The organism is Nostoc foliaceum FACHB-393 (assembly GCF_014698505.1).
Lineage (GTDB): Bacteria > Cyanobacteriota > Cyanobacteriia > Cyanobacteriales > Nostocaceae > Nostoc > Nostoc foliaceum_A.
On the sequence record NZ_JACJTD010000043.1, the window covers coordinates 44,530 to 61,470 of the forward strand.

Sequence of the window (16,941 nt, forward strand, 5' to 3'; positions counted from 1 at the left end):
GTATAGGGGTTTTTTGAGTGCCTGCGATCGCTTCCACAAATATTAAGAAAGATCAGGCAGGAGGGAAGAAGATTTTAGCCCAATAAGCTTGGGTTAAGGCTAAAAACTAAAACTGGCGTATTGGGTTTTAGCCTAGTTTATCTTTCTGTACCTAGTTTGGTTTTAGGGATTTCCAACAAATGAATTATCCAATTTTGTGGGGTATTTTTTATTTGGAAGTCCCTGATTGTGCCGACTTACTTCATTCACCTGCAAACTACTATATCTATCAATAAATTTAGTTACTCTGTACACACAATTATGAATTATTCTGGTCAAGCCACAAGGTATTGTTTGATCTCTTCTGTGCCTCCAATATAGTTACCATCGACAAAATAGCTAGGGACACTCCGAATGCCTCTCATTTGAGCATTCCGTACCTCCTGCTCGATAATCTCGCGCAAGTCGCCGCTTTCAAGCATTGCACGGGTTTCGTCTTTGGGCAGACCTTGTTCAACGGCGATTTCCAAGAGTACTGACTGTTTTTGGATTTCTCGGTTTTCCAAGAAATAGGCCTCCATCAGTGCCGTAGCAATCTTGCCGGACGCACCAAAACGTTCTGCGAACAGTACCAGACGATGACCATCCATAGAGGGCGGATAAGTCTTCAAATTATCAAAATTGAAATTGAGACCGTAACGCTGTGCAAATTGCTCCAAATGCCGCATCATTGGCTTTGATCTCTCACCATATTTTGCTGCATGGTAAGTTGGGAATGGCACACCCTGTCCTGTAATCTGGGGATCGAGAATAAATGGGCGCCGTTTGACCATCGGAGGATCGGGTAGTTCTGTCAATGCAGTCGTCAAAATGCGTTCACCGATCAGGCAGAACGGACAAACTAAGTCATAGACGATTTCTATCTCTTTAATCATTATGCTGCTCTGTTAGCTAAGGTAGACCAATTTTGCTGTGACGTTCAAGTTCCGAAGAATGTGAAATTGCTCCGCAATTTGACCAGCGCTGCTGACGGATAGACTGCTAGCAAAGAGACCATTTGAGCATAGAACCATCCATAGCAAGCGCTCGCTTCATTACCTATAGGATCACCGATGTTTGCATTCAAATCGGCAGAGAAATCAGCCAGTGATTCATGTGAAATTAATGGGGAAAAACTAAAGATACTAACTGGAATGTAAGATTTAAATCGCAACCAGTTGATTGCTCCAACGCTTTACAGTTGTCCCAATGCGTTGTCCATAGTTCTCAGCTGTCAAGCGATCGCCTGGATCTAAAGTTGCGTCAGATCCACTCATATCCATTGGGCTTTGTCCCATAATACCCAAAAATGAACCTAGCCGATTCAAGCCATCGGTTTTACCCAGATAGTGACTGGGAAAATCGCCCGCACCTACCCAAATCATGCTGTGTTGAGCGGCATTAATTGCTAAGTAAAGCAGCGTTCCTTGCTTGTCTCCACTGAGAGAACTAGAATGCGTAAAACCACCAGCGATTTTATCCTTCCATTGCTGTGTAAACCAAACTTGGCTGGCCGCATCTAAGAAGGCTTTAAACTGAGCAGCAACCCCGCCCATATAGGTTGGAGACCCAAACACAATAGCATCTGCCCGATTCAGTTTTTCCATAATCGTGGCATCTTGCCAGCGACCATTGACAATTTGTTCTCCTGTAATTTGTAGTAATTCAACCTCTGTTCCCACCAATTTCCCGGCACCTTCAGCTATAGCTTGAGCCATGAGATGAGTATGACCAGTACCTGAAAAATATACAATTGCTACTGTAGACATAATAACTTGACCTGTAATTATTGCATTTGACTGTTTGAGATAGATAGTAAAAGCAACACTTACTAAAAGTAAAGTAGGCACCTTCAGGTAATTACCCATGTCTTATCCTTCTAAAGATCCCAGCCCTTGCCCAGTTAGTATCTTGATTGCTGTCCTGTCTGGACCTTGGACCATGTGCATTCTATGGGTATTATTTACCAACGGCCCAACTCGTTTTGGTGCACTGAAGCGTCAAGTAGAGGGGGTTTCGACCAAAGTCTTAACGGAGCGTTTAAGGATCTTGGAGCAGAAAGGGATTCTTTATCGCCATTATGAGCCAACTGTCCCGCCGCAAGTTACCTATGGTTTAACCGAGTTGGGGCAAAAGTTAGTCTTTATCCTTGAGCAATTAAATGACCTTGCACAACATTCGTATGCTGACCAATTAAAGGTAAATTACGAATCTGAATTAGCGCTTATATTGCAAAAACTATAAAGCAAGTAAAAATTTTCCGATAGTTGCATAAATCCTGCGTCTTCTCCTGATAAACCTAAAACAGTTGTCCGATGTAGTTTACTCGTGATAAGCGTCAATTTTTTATACTGTAAAAGGAATGAAAATCATGCTCCGCTCACATTGTGTATGGCTTGTTCCAGTAGTTATTACGTCAATCGGTTTCGGGCTGGATACCGGAGTGGCAAAAGCGCAGACGACTGACACAGTTAGCGCTAACTACGACGGAAAAATGAATATTGACCAAAAATCAGCAATTAATCTTAACTACAAATTGTTGGTCAATAGCCAGGGTACCAACAGTGTCAAAGAGTACAATGCAATTACAGGGGAGTTCGTCAAGGACTTTGTGCCTTCCGGTAGTGGCGGGCTGGGCGGGCCTACAGGCTTGACCGTCGGCCCTAACGGCAACCTCTTCGTCATCTCCTTTGCTGACAATAGTGTAAAACAGTACAACGGAATTACGGGGGAGTTCATCGCTGACTTTGTACCTTCCGGCAGTGGCGGACTGAATCAACCCTATAACTTGACTTTTGGTCCTAATGGCGACCTCTTCGTTGGCTCTTCTGGTAATAATAGTGTAAAACGTTACGACGGAATTACGGGGGAGTTCGTCAAAGACTTTGTACCTTCCGGCAGCGGAGGTCTGAGTGTAACCGATGATGTGACTTTCGGCCCCAATGGTAACTTTTTCACCACTTCCTTTGGTGACAGCAGTGTCAAAGAGTACAACGGAATTACGGGAGAGTTCGTCAAAGACTTCGTGCCTTCCGGCGGTGGCGGGTTAAATTTGCCCATAGGCTTTGCCTTCCGCAACGGTAGCCTCTTCGTCGCTTCAGGAGGTACTGATAGTGTCAAACAGTACAACGCAATTACCGGGGAGTTCGTCAAAGACTTCGTGCCTTCTGGCAGTAGTGGGTTAAATTTACCCCTAGGCTTGACTTACAGCCCCAACGGTAACCTCTTCGTAGGGGGCTTTGGAGAAGACAAAGGTATCAAAGAGTATAACGGTATTACGGGAGAGTTCATCTCTGACTTTGTACCTCCTGGCAGCGGTGGGTTGAAGTCACCCGGCTACCTAATCTTCGCTCCAATAGTAGCGAAAGTTCCAGAACCCATTTCTGTCATGGGCTTATTAGCGGTTGCTGCTTTCGCATCTAAGATGCTGAAGCGTAAGCGCCAAGAATATCTTGTACTTGGTGTCATTAGTGACAAGTTTAAAGCGAGTCGATTTTGTTAATATGTCTAAGAGGATGTTTTAAAAGTGTATTTTTCTTTCATAATGATCGCGGTAAAAAATCTTAGTGCATGGTGAGAACCTTGATTTTTCTGTGCAATTGACCCAAATCAAAAGGGAAAAATTACACCTGTCAGGACTTTTAAAACAACCTCTAAGTATAGAAATCAATCTGCATAAGAATGATAATTTTAATAGTGGGGAGAGAGGTAAGCAACGATTGTCTCTCTCCCCATACCTTTATATGATTATTATCAATAAGATTCCAGGTAACTACCAGCCATAACCGCACAAGAGAGCTACTATCGACAGATGGGGTTAACAGACAGAATTCTTAACTTATTGTTAATAGTAGCAGTGAGGCTCAGATCAGTATTTCTTTCAAGCATTTTTTAAAAGCCCCTTGACTAAAGAAGAGACATAAACTAGGTTTGGAGCTTTATTTTTTAACATTATAGCTAAAATTATCTCTTGTCCATGAAAGTCTTGTGTAGCAAGAATTATTGTTTTTTTATCTGGAAAAAGTAATAAAAAAGCGTTAAACCAATCAAAAGTACGCTTTCCCTTTTAGCATTTGGGTAAGATATCAGATTTGCTGATTTGGCCTTTGTAAAAGTGATAGGCAAAGTAGGTAACGTAACCCGTTAACGTAAAAATTTTCCGATAGTTGCATAAATCTTACGTCTTCCCCTGATAAAAGTACAAAGGTTCAAATCGGCAGGTGAAGTTTCCGGGTGTCACAACCGATTTGACTAAGCAGTATTCAAAAAAACAAAATCTCGTATTGAAATCTAAATGAGAGAGCATATGACTATTTCCAAAACTCTTTTACACGCAAGTAGTACTGAGTCATACAAGAATTTTGCATCTATCAGTACGACTGAATCAAAAACAGCCCAACAAATATCAGTTGCAGATGCAATTATCCAAATGCTGGAAAGTTTAGGTGTGCGTCGCGCTTTTGGCCTCATGGGAGGTGGTATGGCCCACCTTTGGAAAGCGCTATCGAATAGTGATATGCAGGTGTTGAATTTTCGTCATGAAGGAGGAGCTGCTTTTGCGGCAGTTGAGGCTTACTTTGCCAGTGGTAGTCCTAATATAGTATTCACCACAACAGGCCCAGGCATCAGCAACGCCCTCACAGGCTTATTGGCTGCCCGTAATGAAGGTGCAAAGGTCATTCTTTTGTCGGCTAGCACCTCAGCATCACAGCGCGGACGCCGCGCAATTCAGGAAACCACCATCGAGACATTGCCCAGCGCAGGAATTTTTAGCCCAGGAATGCCCTTCAACTATGCAACCATAGTTGAATCTGCTGCTCAACTCCCACAGATTTTTCGCCAACTTGCTATTGGTTTGGCACAACCAGGAGGGTTTGTTGCACATTTGAGCATTCCTAACGATGTGCAGTCAATTTTAGTTGATCGTATATCCTTGCCCCAGGTTGATTTTTCCAGTTATCGGATTACACCTTCCCCGAAAGCGATCGCTAAATCTGTTGAATTATTATCTTCTGGGCCCTTTGCAATTTGGGTCGGGTTCGGTGCCCGTGATGCAGCAGAAGAAATCCGCCAACTTGCCGAAAAAACTGGTGCAGCAGTTATGTGCTCACCCCGTGGTAAAGGCATCTTTCCCGAAGATCATCCCCAGTTTGTGGGTGTCACCGGTTGGGGTGGTCAAGCTTCTGTAATCACTTATATGCAAGAGCAAACTCCTTTACGCATACTCGTACTAGGAACACGTCTTGGTGAACCGACTTCTTTCTGGCGTCAAGACATGGTTCCCCCAAGAGGCTTTGTACATGTGGACATCAACCCAGAAGTACCAGGAGTATCCTATCCATATGCCGAAACTTTCCCTATTCAGTCTGATATCAAAGCCTTCCTAGAGGAACTCTTGAAGCAATTACCAGAGGCTTCTTCTCGTCCAAGAACATTATCGCTACCTCGTCCAGAACGCAAAGTAATGGAGCCTAGTGCAGGCTATCCAGTACGGTCAGAAGTTTTGATAGAGGAAATTCAAAAGGTAATCGTTGAGGGTAGTGATGCCCTAGTTATATCAGAGGCGGGTAATTCGTTTATTTGGGCAAATCATCTACTGCAATTTTCGCAACCAAATCGTTACCGAGTCAGCACTGGATTCGCCGCAATGGGTCAAGCCGTCACCGGAGTTGTAGGTGCAGCACTAGCGCGGAATGGTAAAGCTGTAGCTATTGTTGGGGATGGGGCAATGCTGATGAATAACGAAATTAGCACAGCTGTGAGATACAAGATTCCTGCCGTCTGGATTGTACTTAACGATGGTCATTACAATATGTGCCATCAAGGTATGACATCGTTGGGATTTCAGGGTGCAGATGCGACAATTCCACAGACAGATTTCGTCTTAATTGCTCGTGGTATGGGAGCAGAAGGTATCAGAGTCGAGAAAGAGTCAGATTTGCAAGCAGCACTAGAGCAAGCGATCGCCTCCACTGTTCCTTTTGTAGTCGATGTAGTAATTGACCCCAGTCGAAGTGCACCTTCTCAAGGACGTAATCAAACTTTAACAGCACCAGGAGTTCAATCAAGTGCAGTTAAGAGTCTCACAAATTTCCATTAGTTTGAACCTCTAGCATTATCATTAATCCAAAATCACGCCACTTGCTACAACTTTAAAAACTCAAACAACGCAGTGGCTCTAAAATTCAAAATCAATCATTGGGAGACGAATATGAAGCTATTTGAAACTGTTAGAGAAATGGGTCATGAGCAAGTTCTATTTTTTAATGACACCAATCCAGATATTAAGGTAATTATTGCCATCCATAACACTAACTTAGGCCCAGCAATGGGCGCGACAAGACTATTCCCTTATGTCAATGAGGAAGCTGCATTAAAAGACGCTCTTCGTCTAAGTCATGGTATGACCTACAAAGCTGCCTGTGCTAATATTCCTGCTGGTGGGGGAAAAGCGGTCATTATTGCTAAACCTGAACATAAAACAGAAGAACTTCTCCGAGCATATGGGCGTTTTGTGGATAGTCTTAAGGGACGTTTTATTACTGGACAAGATATGAATATAACCCCGCAAGATGTCCGAGTAATAGGTCAAGAAACCAAATATGTAGTTGGAGTATCAGAAAAGTCCGGTGGTCCCGCCCCTATAACCGCACAGGGAGTATTTTTAGGAATTAAAGCTGCTGTAGAGTTTCATTTACCTAACCAAGGATTTGATGGACTCAAAGTTGCAGTTCAAGGTTTAGGAAATGTAGGCAAAAATCTCTGTCGTCAATTATCTGAACATGGTGTAAAACTGTTTGTTAGCGATATAAATCCCGACAAAGCAGAGGAAGTAAAATGTTTGTTTGGTGCTACTGTTGTGGAAGCTGATGAAATATACTCTTTAAATGTAGATGTATTTTCTCCTTGTGCCTTTGGAGGAATTCTCAACAGTCAAACAATTCCTTTGTTGCAAGCTAAAATTATTGCTGGTGCTGCTAATAATCAGCTAGAAAATGAGATTGTGCATGGCAGAATGCTTGCCGAAAAAGGGATTATTTATGCTCCCGATTATGTAATTAATGCCGGAGGATTAATCAATGTTTACAACGAAATGATTGGCTACAATGAAGAAAAAGCTTTCAGGCAGCTAAATAATATCTACGATACCCTGCTAGAGATTTTTGACATATCCCAAAAGCAGCAAATTACTACCAATGAAGCTTCTAAACAACTGGGAGAAGCACGAATTAAAAAGGGTGAAAATCAAAAGACAATATGATTTTCACTAAGAAAACCATGACTTTTTACTAAAATACATTCAAGGAGTTAACAATGGAAAAAAATACCTTTGCGACATCTGCTTTTATCGCCACCTCAGCAGAAAATGCCTTCGATTACCTTTGCAATTTAAAAAATTTGGATGATTGGACACTCTTTAGCCGGATGAAAGAGCAAATTGACGAAGATACCTGGCTTGGAACTGCATCTGCCTATCAGAACAAGCTCTACTATCACGTTAAAAAGCTGGAACACCCTCTGTTTTACGGCATTGAGTGGCACTGCGGGTTTGAATATAATAAGTACTTCCAAGTGTACCCTGTTCTGCTGTTTCCTCCAAGCTACATCGAACCGGGAACAGATGAGGAGGGTGTATACTTCCACTGGGTAAGCTTTGTCGATCCCAAGCGACGGACTCCGATGATGATCGAGGCAGTTGGCACGATACATACTTCTGAATGTCGTTCTCTCAAAGGTATTTTGGAGCGCAAAGCTGGTCATACCGCAGCAGTAGTGGGGCGCAACTTTATCGATAGTGAAACTATCTATATTGATGCTCCTATTGAAATGGGAGTCGAATACTTATCAAACCTGCGGAACATGGATGAATGGTCACATCTGCTGCATTCACATGGTGAGATTTCTCCCCAATCAGGTGAGTTTCTTGATGAATACGACCAGAAAGTAAAAGTCACACTGCAATTGCATAATCTGAACAAATACTACTTGCTTGAACAAGACTACTTCTATCCTGACTACGGATTTATTCAGCGCTCCCCTGTGATGCTTATCCCCGCTGCTTATGCTTTTGGCGATCCTTCTGCTTCTGGTTTCATCCAGCATCGGATCACATTCTGGAAAGTAGACCAGCCTTTGCCTCATGGCAAACTTCAGATTGAGGATTTTATGTCTGAGAGCATAAATATCAAGCGTTTGCTCGAAGCCAAAGCTGGCAACTTGGATACATTTGCCCGTGGAAGAAGTTATATACCAAAAGCTTAGTGGGGATTTGAAACTTTCTCATCGAATCAATGCCGACAATGTTTTAACTGGAGGCGTTTAACACGATTACTGCCACAACCTGCTTAATAAAAGTAGACCTTTAAGAAAATTATCCAGCACAACAAGGTAATTAGGTCGGCGTAAATGACAACCATCTGGATAATTAAAGGTCTACTCTCTTTTGATAAAACTGCATTAGCTTAGGGTAAAGTATTGGATAGAATTTTGGTTTTTTGGACATATGAAAGTTAAGCAATTTCCTATTATCTTTCTGACATTGTGTATTACCGCTATTTTCGGAGCAAAAGCTGCTGAAGCTGCATCGCTGACAGTAGTTGCCGATGGTCTCGATAATCCACGAGGTCTCAGTTTTGGGCCTGATGGTAGTCTGTATATTACTGAATCAGGTATTGGGGGGAATGGTGCTTGCTTACCATCACCTAGTGCCCAATTAGCTCCTTTATGTATTGGCAAAAGTGGTTCAATTACCAGAATTAAGGATGGTAAGCAAGAGCGTATACTGACAGGGTTCAACTCTCTTGGATATCTACCCATCGGTAGTGAGGCCAGTGGCGTTCAGGATATCAAATTTGATTCCAAAGGCAATGCTTATCTTGTTTATGGTTTCGCTGGTGATCCAGGAAAGCGTAATTCGCTATTAAACGCTCCTGAAATGGGGCAATTCTACAAAATAGATTTGAACACAGGTTCATTGACAAGTATTGCTGATCTGGCAAATTTTGAACTCAATAATAATCCCGATCAAGGTGATTTGATTAGTAATCCCTATTCTGTAACGATTAACGGCGATCTAGCTTACATAGCAGAAGCGGGTGCAAACATTGTATATACTGTGGGACTTGATGGTAGTAATTTGACACCAATTAAGTTTCCTAATCAAACCGTAGAAAATCCTGACTTCCCACCTTCTATTCCCTCTTCCGAGCAACCTGATGAGCTTGTTCTTCAATCAGTACCCACAGCTATTGCAATTGGCCCTGATGGCGCTGCATATGTCAGCGAGTTAACTGGTTATCCTTATCAAGAAGGTATAGCACGTATCTTTAAACTTGGGGATGATAATCAACCAACAGTTTTCGCTGATGGCTTTACGCAATTAACTGACTTAGACTTCGATGCTGCCGGAAACTTGTATGCTTTGCAGTACAATAATGAGTCTCCTTGGAAAGGTAGCACAGATGGTTCTCTGATCCAACTTGCACCTGATGGGACTCGCACAACTCTCTGGAGTGGCAATGGCATAGAGTCAGCCGCTGCCTTCACTATTGCCCCAGATGGCAGTTTCTATATCACCACTGGAGCTGATCTCCCAGGTGCAGGGAAAGTGGTAAGGCTTGATATCAAAACTGTTCCTGAACCCACTTCTACAGCAGGTTTATTAGCAACTAGTGCTATAGGCGCAGCTATGATGTTGAAGCGCAAACGCAAGCAACTAGTCTAAGCACAGTATGTACAAAAAGAAACACATTTTTGTGATTGCTCTGAAAGCTTTGCTGGATAGGTATTCCAAAATGTGTTTCTTGAAAGTAAACAAGCTTGTATGTTGAAAAAGTAGTCAGGAGCTACAAGCCTCTTGGTACCTGACTACCCTAATTAGTAATAATGCTATCTAGATGAAACTAGACTTTTAAAATAGGTCTACTTAATCTTAGATTATAAACTTTTTGGCTATACCAAATATCTGCCTAATTTGACTAGAGATAAGCTACAAAAAGTCTTAAGTTAACTGGTTGGAAATTTAGTATTGACAAAAGTTAATGCTGGGATTGCCTTCTAACGAAGAACAATGAAAGTTCAGCTTCAGACAATCAAGTATACTTTCAAAAAAAGGATGAAAAGATGACAACCTCACAAGAAAAAAGAGTCTATGACTTATTTGCAAAAGAAAGTTTGTTAAACCCCTACCCACTTTATAATCAAATACGCTCATTAGATCCAGTTTATTTTTACGAAGAGGGTGGCTTTTGGTTTTTAACTCGTTATAAAGATGTAGAAGCTGCGGTAAATGACTTACGCTTAAGCTCACATTTAAAGATATTATATGCACGACAGTTACAAAATTTAGACATTAGTATTGTTAGTAATTTCCTTCAATTAATAGAGCGGATGTTAATTGATAAAGATCCGCCGGAACATACAAGAATGCGAAAAGTAGCTCTTCAAGGATTTACCATCAGTGCTTTGGAGAGTTGGCGATCAATTATACAAGAAACAACCGATGGCTTGTTAGATAAAGTACAAGATAGACATAACATGGATATTGTTGTTGACTTGTCCTCACAATTGCCATCATTAATCATCTCTAAAATATTTGATGTACCAGAAGAGGACAGACAAAACTTCCTTCAATGGGGAGCAGATATAGCAACTTTTTGGGGAGCACCAAGCAGTCCAAATATTGAGGAATTAGCACGTAAAGCAGATATAGGAGCAGCATCATTTACTAACTTGATTAAACGAATTGTTGAGGAAAGAAGACGTCAACCTGGGAATGACATGATTAGTTTACTGATTGCTGCTTTTGAACAAAATGAAATTAATCTTGAAGAACTCCCCTCTTTATGCGTATTAATATTAAACGCAGGACATGTAACAACTACTGACTTAATTCCCAATGGATTAAATCTACTGCTAAAACATCCTGAACAATTACAGAAACTTAAAGACAACCCGGAACTTATCAATTCTGCTGTAGAAGAAATGATTCGTTTTGATCCTCCTGTCCCGGTGATATTTCGAGTTTCCAAAGAAGATTTAACTATTGGTGGTAAAGAGATAAAAGCTGGTAGTGTCATTGCTATAGCACTAGGTGCTGCTAATCATGACCCTGAAAAGTTTGAATTACCAGAAGTGTTTGACATTACACGCTCACCCAATGAACACCTTGGTTTTAACAAAGGTATTCATTTTTGTTTAGGCGCTGTTTTAGCTCGAATGGAATTAACAATTTGTTTCAATACCTTACTGCGAAGAATGCCAAATATAAGTTTTGATACTGATAAATTTGCTGTACCAAAACGCACAAGTTTGGCATTTAAAGGTTTTGAGTCATTCCCTGTAAAGTTTTAAAAAATACGGTAAAATTATGATATTTCAACAAAACAATCCCGATCAAACTACCCAAATACCACTAACTGAACAACTGCTACAAATGATTTTTGGTGCTTGGGTAACACAATCAATTTACGTAGCGGCCAAATTAGGCATTGCCGACTTACTCAAAGATAGCACCAAAAGCTGTGAAGAATTAGCAAAGTCTACAGAAGTAGACGCCCCATCTCTGTATCGAGTTCTGCGTGCCTTATCCAGTATTGGTATATTCCTCGAAGTCGAAAATCGCCATTTTCAGCTAACACCACTTGCAGAATATCTCCGCACTGACGTACCAGGTTCATTGAGACCAATAGCTATTACATGCGGCGGTGAAGATTGGCATTGGAAACCGTGGGGGAATATTCTTTACAGTATCAAGACTGGCGAAGCTGCTTTTGACCATGTTTTTGGAATGTCTTTATTTCCCTACCTTGGTCAAAACCCAGAAGTTGCTGCTATCTTCGACGCCTGTATGACCAGTTCTTCGTTCAGATACAATGCCTCCATAGCATCTGGGTATGACTTTTCATCAATCAAAACTTTAGTTGACGTTGGGGGTGGACATGGCAGTTTACTTGCTACCATTCTCAAAGCATTTCCCTCACTCAAGGGTATGATTTACGATCAGCCTCATGTAGTTGTGGGTGCAAAGCAGTATCTGGAAACATCTGGATTAGATGGACGATGTAAAGTTATTGGGGGAAACTTCTTTGAATCCGTACCTAGTGGTGGTGATGCCTACATTATGCAACACATCATTCACGACTGGGATGATGAAAGCGGTATCGTAATTCTCAAAAACTGCCATCGTGCTCTACCTGAAAATGGCAAGATTTTAATCCTAGAAAATGTGATTCCAGATACCAATAAACCTACTTTTGGTAAATTTCTTGACATTGAAATGTTAGTGTTGTGTTCTGGTGGACGCGAACGCACCGCAAGCGAATTTAAAAAACTCTTTGACGCTGCTGGCTTCCAACTCACTAATATTATTCCAACCCAATCTCCAATTAGTATCATCGAAGGCGTGAAAGTATAAAAGTTTCGGCGTTCCTGATTGAAAGTATGAATTAGTCTCACGTCAAGGCTAGGCAGGCGCTAACAGCGGGTTTGCCGACTTGAAGCTACTGCCGTCACCAAGGCGCAAAGAATCGTTCTTTAGCCATATCCAAAAATGTCAATTCATACTCTGATTCAGCAACGCCAAAGTTTTCTTACACCCTACACGCAGCCTAAACAGATAACGGGAGCATCCACTTTTGGCAGATAGACTTTTTTAGACAACCCATATAGTAGGGTTTCTAGCACCAAACAATTATGTTTATTCCAAACGTGGATGCTACCCAGATAACTTTGTGAGCTACGTAATTGTTAAACAGCAACGAAAACCGAATGTTAAGTTAATTGTTGCACCCTTCCCTGAAAAACAGCGAGGCTCTGACCCATTTTTCTTTCAAGCATCTTCTAAAATCCCCTTGACAACTACCATACAGGCTTAACTTGTGACGCGCGATCGCTACTAAAGTGGGATGCAGCTTATGACAGCAGACTTCAGGACAAAACGAAATTTAAATAGTTTTTGTTATTTGCATAAATCTCTAACTTCTTGCAGATAAGTTCATAGAAGTTCAGATGGAGAGCTTCAATTCAAGTTATTGCAACTATATTGACTATTTTATGATTCAAATATTGAGGTATTTTCACCTCAATACCTCAATATTTGAATAATAGGCTTTTGCGAGTTTAACTCTGTCGAATTCACATCCAAGAACTTTGAGAGGAATAGCAAATGTATTTAGATAACCATAACTACACAACTAAAGGTGAAATTCTTGTGTCTCGCTCCGTGACCCAGACTTCAATAGAGACTGCCATTGATGATATTCTGTCACAGCTGGATTTTCAACGCGGAGGTTTGCTAAAAAGCAGCTACGAATATCCAGGACGTTACAAGAGATGGGGAATAGGTTTTGTCAATCCACCCCTAGAACTTGTTACTAACTCCAACTCATTTACAATCAAGGCACATAACGAACGAGGTATGGTGCTACTTGTATATTTGGCAGAGCGTCTATGCAAGCATCCACAACTTGTTGGAGTTAACTTAGAGAATGGTTCTGTAACTGGCTCTATCCGACCAACAGAACGTTTATTTTCAGAAGAAGAAAGAAGTAGGCAACCATCTGTCTTTAGTATTATTCGCGAAATTCTATATGCTTTTGAAAGCTTAGAAGATGAGCATCTGGGACTTTATGGTGCATTTGGCTACGACTTGGTTTTTCAGTTTGAGCAAATGCCAAAGTATCTTACTCGTCCAGAAGATCAGAAAGATTTAGTGCTGTATCTACCTGATGAACTGGTAATTATTGACTACTACCAACAACGCGCGTTTCATTTGCAGTATGAATTCGATACCAAATACGGTAGTACTAGGGGTCTGCCTCGCAGTGGGGAAATTATTGATTACAAAGGTAAGGGCTATACCGCTACTCAAGCCTCTGATCATGCACCTGGAGAGTATGAGGAACAAGTTAACAAAGCACTCAATTATTTCCGTCGTGGTGATTTATTTGAAGTTGTTCCCAGTCAAAACTTCTTTCAAACCTGCAAAAGCTCTCCTAGCGAACTGTTCCGAACGCTACAGCAAATTAATCCCAGCCCCTATGGATTTATCTTTAATTTAGGTGGTGAGTATCTCATCGGTGCATCTCCAGAAATGTTTGTGCGTGTTGAAGGTAGACGTGTTGAAACCTGCCCAATCAGCGGTACAGTTCGCCGGGGAAAAGATGCGATTGATGATGCTGCTCAAATCCTGAAGTTGCTCAACTCACGCAAGGATGAATCTGAGTTAACCATGTGTACTGATGTTGACCGCAACGATAAGTCGCGGATTAGTGAGCCTGGGTCAGTAAGAGTAATCGGTCGCCGCCAAATTGAATTATACAGTCACTTAATCCATACAGTAGATCACGTTGAAGGCTTATTGCGACCAGAGTTTGATGCTTTGGATGCATTTCTTAGTCATCTTTGGGCAGTCACAGTCACGGGTGCACCAAAACGGGCAGCAATGCAGTTTATCGAGCAGCATGAGCATAGCCCTCGACGTTGGTATGGTGGAGCGGTTGGATACTTGACCTTTAAAGGCGATTTCAATACGGGTCTTATCTTGAGGACTATCCGACTTCAGGACTCGATTGCAGAAGTGCGAGTGGGTGCAACAGTTCTTTATGACTCTGAGCCAACAGCTGAAGCCCAGGAAACTCTCACTAAAGCTGCTGCCCTGTTTCAAACACTTGAACAGACTAGTCAGAGAAGTACTAATTTTGCAAGCAACTACAACATTAATTATCAGGCAACCAATTCAGGGCAAGGGAAACGCATCTTACTAATTGATTATGAAGACTCTTTTGTACACACACTAGCAAACTATATCCGTCAAACTGGTGCTACAGTCAAAACCCTACGACATGGCTTTTCGGAATCATTGTTTGATACAGAAAATCCAGACCTTGTTGTTTTATCTCCCGGGCCAGGTAGACCTACTGATTTCCGTGTAGCACAGACAATTGCAGCCTGCACAAAACGGCAAATCCCCATCTTTGGTGTTTGTTTGGGATTACAATCAATTGTTGAAGCTTTTGGGGGCAAACTGGGAGTTCTCGACTATCCCCAACATGGCAAAGTATCTCGCGTTTCTGTTGTAGCACCAAACTCTACAGCTTTTAAAGATTTACCATCATCGTTTGAAGTCGGTAGATACCACTCGTTATTTGCTCTACCTGAAAGCCTTCCCAGAGAACTCAAAGTTACAGCCATGTCTGACGATGGCGTGATTATGGGTATCGAACATCAAAAACTGCCAATTGCAGGTGTTCAGTTCCATCCAGAATCAATCATGACTCTAGGTGAAGGAGTAGGTTTGACGATTATTAAGAATGTAGTACATTCATACACAAGTAAAAAACTGGTCTCAGCTTTAGTAAATGGCATGTAATTAATTTTATGTAATTGCAGTTATGGCATTTTGTCATTGAATGCTATAAAACCAACTACTTAATCGCTAAAGCGATGACTAAGAAAGCATATTTCGTCTAAATGAGAACCTCTAGATATCCTATGCCGAATCCTCAGTATCAAACAACCCAGCCTTTTACTACCACGACTATCAACAACTCAGTGATTATACAGTCGATAAAACCACGTCATATTCTTGAGGAGATTGTATTGCACAAAAGAGAAGAGGTCGCCAAAAGACGCGAACAACTATCTCTAGAAGCACTAAAGAATCAAGCTAATGTTGCACCAGCACCACAAGATTTCCTAAGTGCCTTGTGCCAAAATCTCACCAAACCTAGCCTGATTGCAGAGGTAAAGAAAGCTTCACCTAGTAAAGGAGTAATCCGTGCTGACTTTGATCCTGTTGAGATTGCTCAAGCATACGAGCGAGGCGGTGCTACCTGTATATCAGTGTTAACCGATGAGAAATTTTTCCACGGCAGTTTTGAAAATCTGCGGTTAATTAGAAAGAATGTAGCACTACCCTTGCTTTGCAAAGAATTTATTATTGATCCTTACCAAATTTATCTTGCACGAGCCAATGGCGCAGATGCAGTGCTACTAATTGCCGCCATCTTATCCGATGAAATTCTGCAAGATTTTCAGCAGATTGTTCAACATCTGGGGATGACAGCCTTAGTGGAAGTACATACTCTTGACGAACTTGACCGGGTGCTGGCATTACCAAATGTGAAATTGATTGGCATTAATAATCGCAATCTGGAAAACTTTATCGTTGATTTAGCAACAACTCAATCTCTATTGGCAGAACGGTTGGAAAAGTTAAAGATTTTAGGAATAACAGTTGTGAGTGAGTCTGGTTTATACACATCTGCTGATTTAGCTACAGTAGCTGAGTCGGGAGCTGATGCAGTCCTGATTGGAGAATCCTTGGTTAAGGCAACTGATTTAGAGCAGTCTGTGAGACGTTTGTTAAATTTTCCCAACTAAATGTTCAAATACTTATTAACTTTCAGTAAATCATCAATATGACTTCTATCTCCGATTCCTTTAAAACTTTAGGCGTTAGCAAAGCTTCTGTGCAGGAGGTTGGCCAACAGTGTGCTTTAATCCCGTTTATCACAGCAGGCGATCCTGACTTAGAAACCACCGCCGAGGCAATACGTATCTTAGATCGCAACGGTGCAGACTTCATCGAGTTGGGCATTCCCTACTCCGACCCCCTCGCAGATGGGCCTGTAATTCAAGCCGCAGCAACCCGCGCTTTGCAAAAAGGCACCAAATTAGAGCAAGTGCTAGAGATGTTGCACACAGTAATTCCTAGCATAAAAGCGCCAATCATTCTATTTACTTACTACAATCCGATTTTGCATCGGGGTATTAAGTCATTTTTGGCGCAAATCGCCGCTGCTGGGGTACAAGGATTGGTAGTACCAGACTTACCCTTAGAAGAAGCAGAAGAATTAATCCAAACCGCCGCATCTTTTGGAATTGAGGTAATTTTGCTCGTAGCTCCCACCAGTTCTCTAG

General features: G+C 41.6%; 13 protein-coding genes. 11 read left to right on the forward strand and 2 right to left on the reverse strand.

Features of this window, described 5'->3' with window-relative positions:
- Nucleotides 1-314: 314 nt before the first annotated feature.
- Nucleotides 315-914, reverse strand: coding sequence for a DsbA family oxidoreductase (locus H6G92_RS27010; RefSeq protein ID WP_190897983.1), 600 nt, complete (start codon nt 912-914; stop codon nt 315-317).
- Between the two features lie 267 nt (nt 915-1,181).
- A complete protein-coding gene (locus tag H6G92_RS27015; protein WP_242059321.1) occupies nt 1,182-1,886 on the reverse strand; it encodes a flavodoxin family protein in 705 nt (234 codons plus the stop codon).
- On the opposite strand from H6G92_RS27015, the gene H6G92_RS27020 reads away from it, so the two are divergent.
- The 11 genes from H6G92_RS27020 to trpA all read left to right on the forward strand — a co-directional run.
- Entirely contained in the window at nt 1,885-2,262 is a 378-nt protein-coding gene (locus H6G92_RS27020) for a winged helix-turn-helix transcriptional regulator (RefSeq protein WP_190897993.1), read from the forward strand. The genes H6G92_RS27015 and H6G92_RS27020 overlap by 2 nt on opposite strands.
- A 406-nt stretch (nt 2,263-2,668) precedes the next feature.
- Entirely contained in the window at nt 2,669-3,520 is an 852-nt protein-coding gene (locus tag H6G92_RS27025) for a Vgb family protein (RefSeq protein ID WP_190897998.1), read from the forward strand.
- An 804-nt stretch (nt 3,521-4,324) separates the two neighbouring features.
- Nucleotides 4,325-6,118, forward strand: coding sequence for a thiamine pyrophosphate-dependent enzyme (locus H6G92_RS27030; RefSeq protein ID WP_242059322.1), 1,794 nt, complete (start codon nt 4,325-4,327; stop codon nt 6,116-6,118).
- A 111-nt stretch (nt 6,119-6,229) separates the two neighbouring features.
- On the forward strand, nt 6,230-7,279 hold the full coding sequence (scyB, locus tag H6G92_RS27035; protein ID WP_190898014.1) for a tryptophan dehydrogenase ScyB: 1,050 nt from the start codon (nt 6,230-6,232) through the stop codon (nt 7,277-7,279).
- A 53-nt stretch (nt 7,280-7,332) separates the two neighbouring features.
- Nucleotides 7,333-8,280, forward strand: coding sequence for a scytonemin biosynthesis cyclase/decarboxylase ScyC (gene scyC, locus H6G92_RS27040; protein ID WP_190898020.1), 948 nt, complete (start codon nt 7,333-7,335; stop codon nt 8,278-8,280).
- A 241-nt stretch (nt 8,281-8,521) separates the two neighbouring features.
- Nucleotides 8,522-9,742 (forward strand): ScyD/ScyE family protein, encoded by a 1,221-nt coding sequence (locus H6G92_RS27045; RefSeq protein WP_190898026.1) that lies wholly within the window; start codon nt 8,522-8,524, stop codon nt 9,740-9,742.
- 398 nt (nt 9,743-10,140) lie between these two features.
- Nucleotides 10,141-11,370 carry a cytochrome P450 gene (locus tag H6G92_RS27050; RefSeq protein WP_190898032.1) on the forward strand — a complete coding sequence of 410 codons (1,230 nt, stop codon included), beginning with the start codon at nt 10,141-10,143 and terminating at the stop codon, nt 11,368-11,370.
- A 16-nt stretch (nt 11,371-11,386) separates the two neighbouring features.
- Nucleotides 11,387-12,433 carry a methyltransferase gene (locus H6G92_RS27055; protein ID WP_190898037.1) on the forward strand — a complete coding sequence of 349 codons (1,047 nt, stop codon included), beginning with the start codon at nt 11,387-11,389 and terminating at the stop codon, nt 12,431-12,433.
- Between the two features lie 750 nt (nt 12,434-13,183).
- Nucleotides 13,184-15,388: an anthranilate synthase gene (locus H6G92_RS27060; protein WP_190898049.1), complete on the forward strand. Its 2,205-nt coding sequence runs from the start codon at nt 13,184-13,186 to the stop codon at nt 15,386-15,388.
- A gap of 122 nt (nt 15,389-15,510) precedes the next feature.
- Entirely contained in the window at nt 15,511-16,401 is an 891-nt protein-coding gene (gene trpC, locus H6G92_RS27065) for an indole-3-glycerol phosphate synthase TrpC (RefSeq protein ID WP_242059323.1), read from the forward strand.
- A 38-nt stretch (nt 16,402-16,439) separates the two neighbouring features.
- The coding region (gene trpA / locus H6G92_RS27070) for a tryptophan synthase subunit alpha (RefSeq protein ID WP_190898063.1) at nt 16,440-16,941 on the forward strand (502 nt) is incomplete at its 3' end.

What these genes read in the sequence shown, in the direction of transcription:
- H6G92_RS27010 (WP_190897983.1), bottom strand. Translation starts at nt 914, where the DNA reads ATGATTAAAGAGATAGAAATCGTCTATGACTTAGTTTGTCCGTTCTGC.
- H6G92_RS27020 (WP_190897993.1), top strand. Translation starts at nt 1,885, where the DNA reads ATGTCTTATCCTTCTAAAGATCCCAGCCCTTGCCCAGTTAGTATCTTG.
- H6G92_RS27015 (WP_242059321.1), bottom strand. Translation starts at nt 1,886, where the DNA reads ATGGGTAATTACCTGAAGGTGCCTACTTTACTTTTAGTAAGTGTTGCT.
- H6G92_RS27030 (WP_242059322.1), top strand. Translation starts at nt 4,325, where the DNA reads ATGACTATTTCCAAAACTCTTTTACACGCAAGTAGTACTGAGTCATAC.
- scyB (WP_190898014.1), top strand. Translation starts at nt 6,230, where the DNA reads ATGAAGCTATTTGAAACTGTTAGAGAAATGGGTCATGAGCAAGTTCTA.
- scyC (WP_190898020.1), top strand. Translation starts at nt 7,333, where the DNA reads ATGGAAAAAAATACCTTTGCGACATCTGCTTTTATCGCCACCTCAGCA.
- H6G92_RS27045 (WP_190898026.1), top strand. Translation starts at nt 8,522, where the DNA reads ATGAAAGTTAAGCAATTTCCTATTATCTTTCTGACATTGTGTATTACC.
- H6G92_RS27050 (WP_190898032.1), top strand. Translation starts at nt 10,141, where the DNA reads ATGACAACCTCACAAGAAAAAAGAGTCTATGACTTATTTGCAAAAGAA.
- H6G92_RS27055 (WP_190898037.1), top strand. Translation starts at nt 11,387, where the DNA reads ATGATATTTCAACAAAACAATCCCGATCAAACTACCCAAATACCACTA.
- H6G92_RS27060 (WP_190898049.1), top strand. Translation starts at nt 13,184, where the DNA reads ATGTATTTAGATAACCATAACTACACAACTAAAGGTGAAATTCTTGTG.
- trpC (WP_242059323.1), top strand. Translation starts at nt 15,511, where the DNA reads ATGCCGAATCCTCAGTATCAAACAACCCAGCCTTTTACTACCACGACT.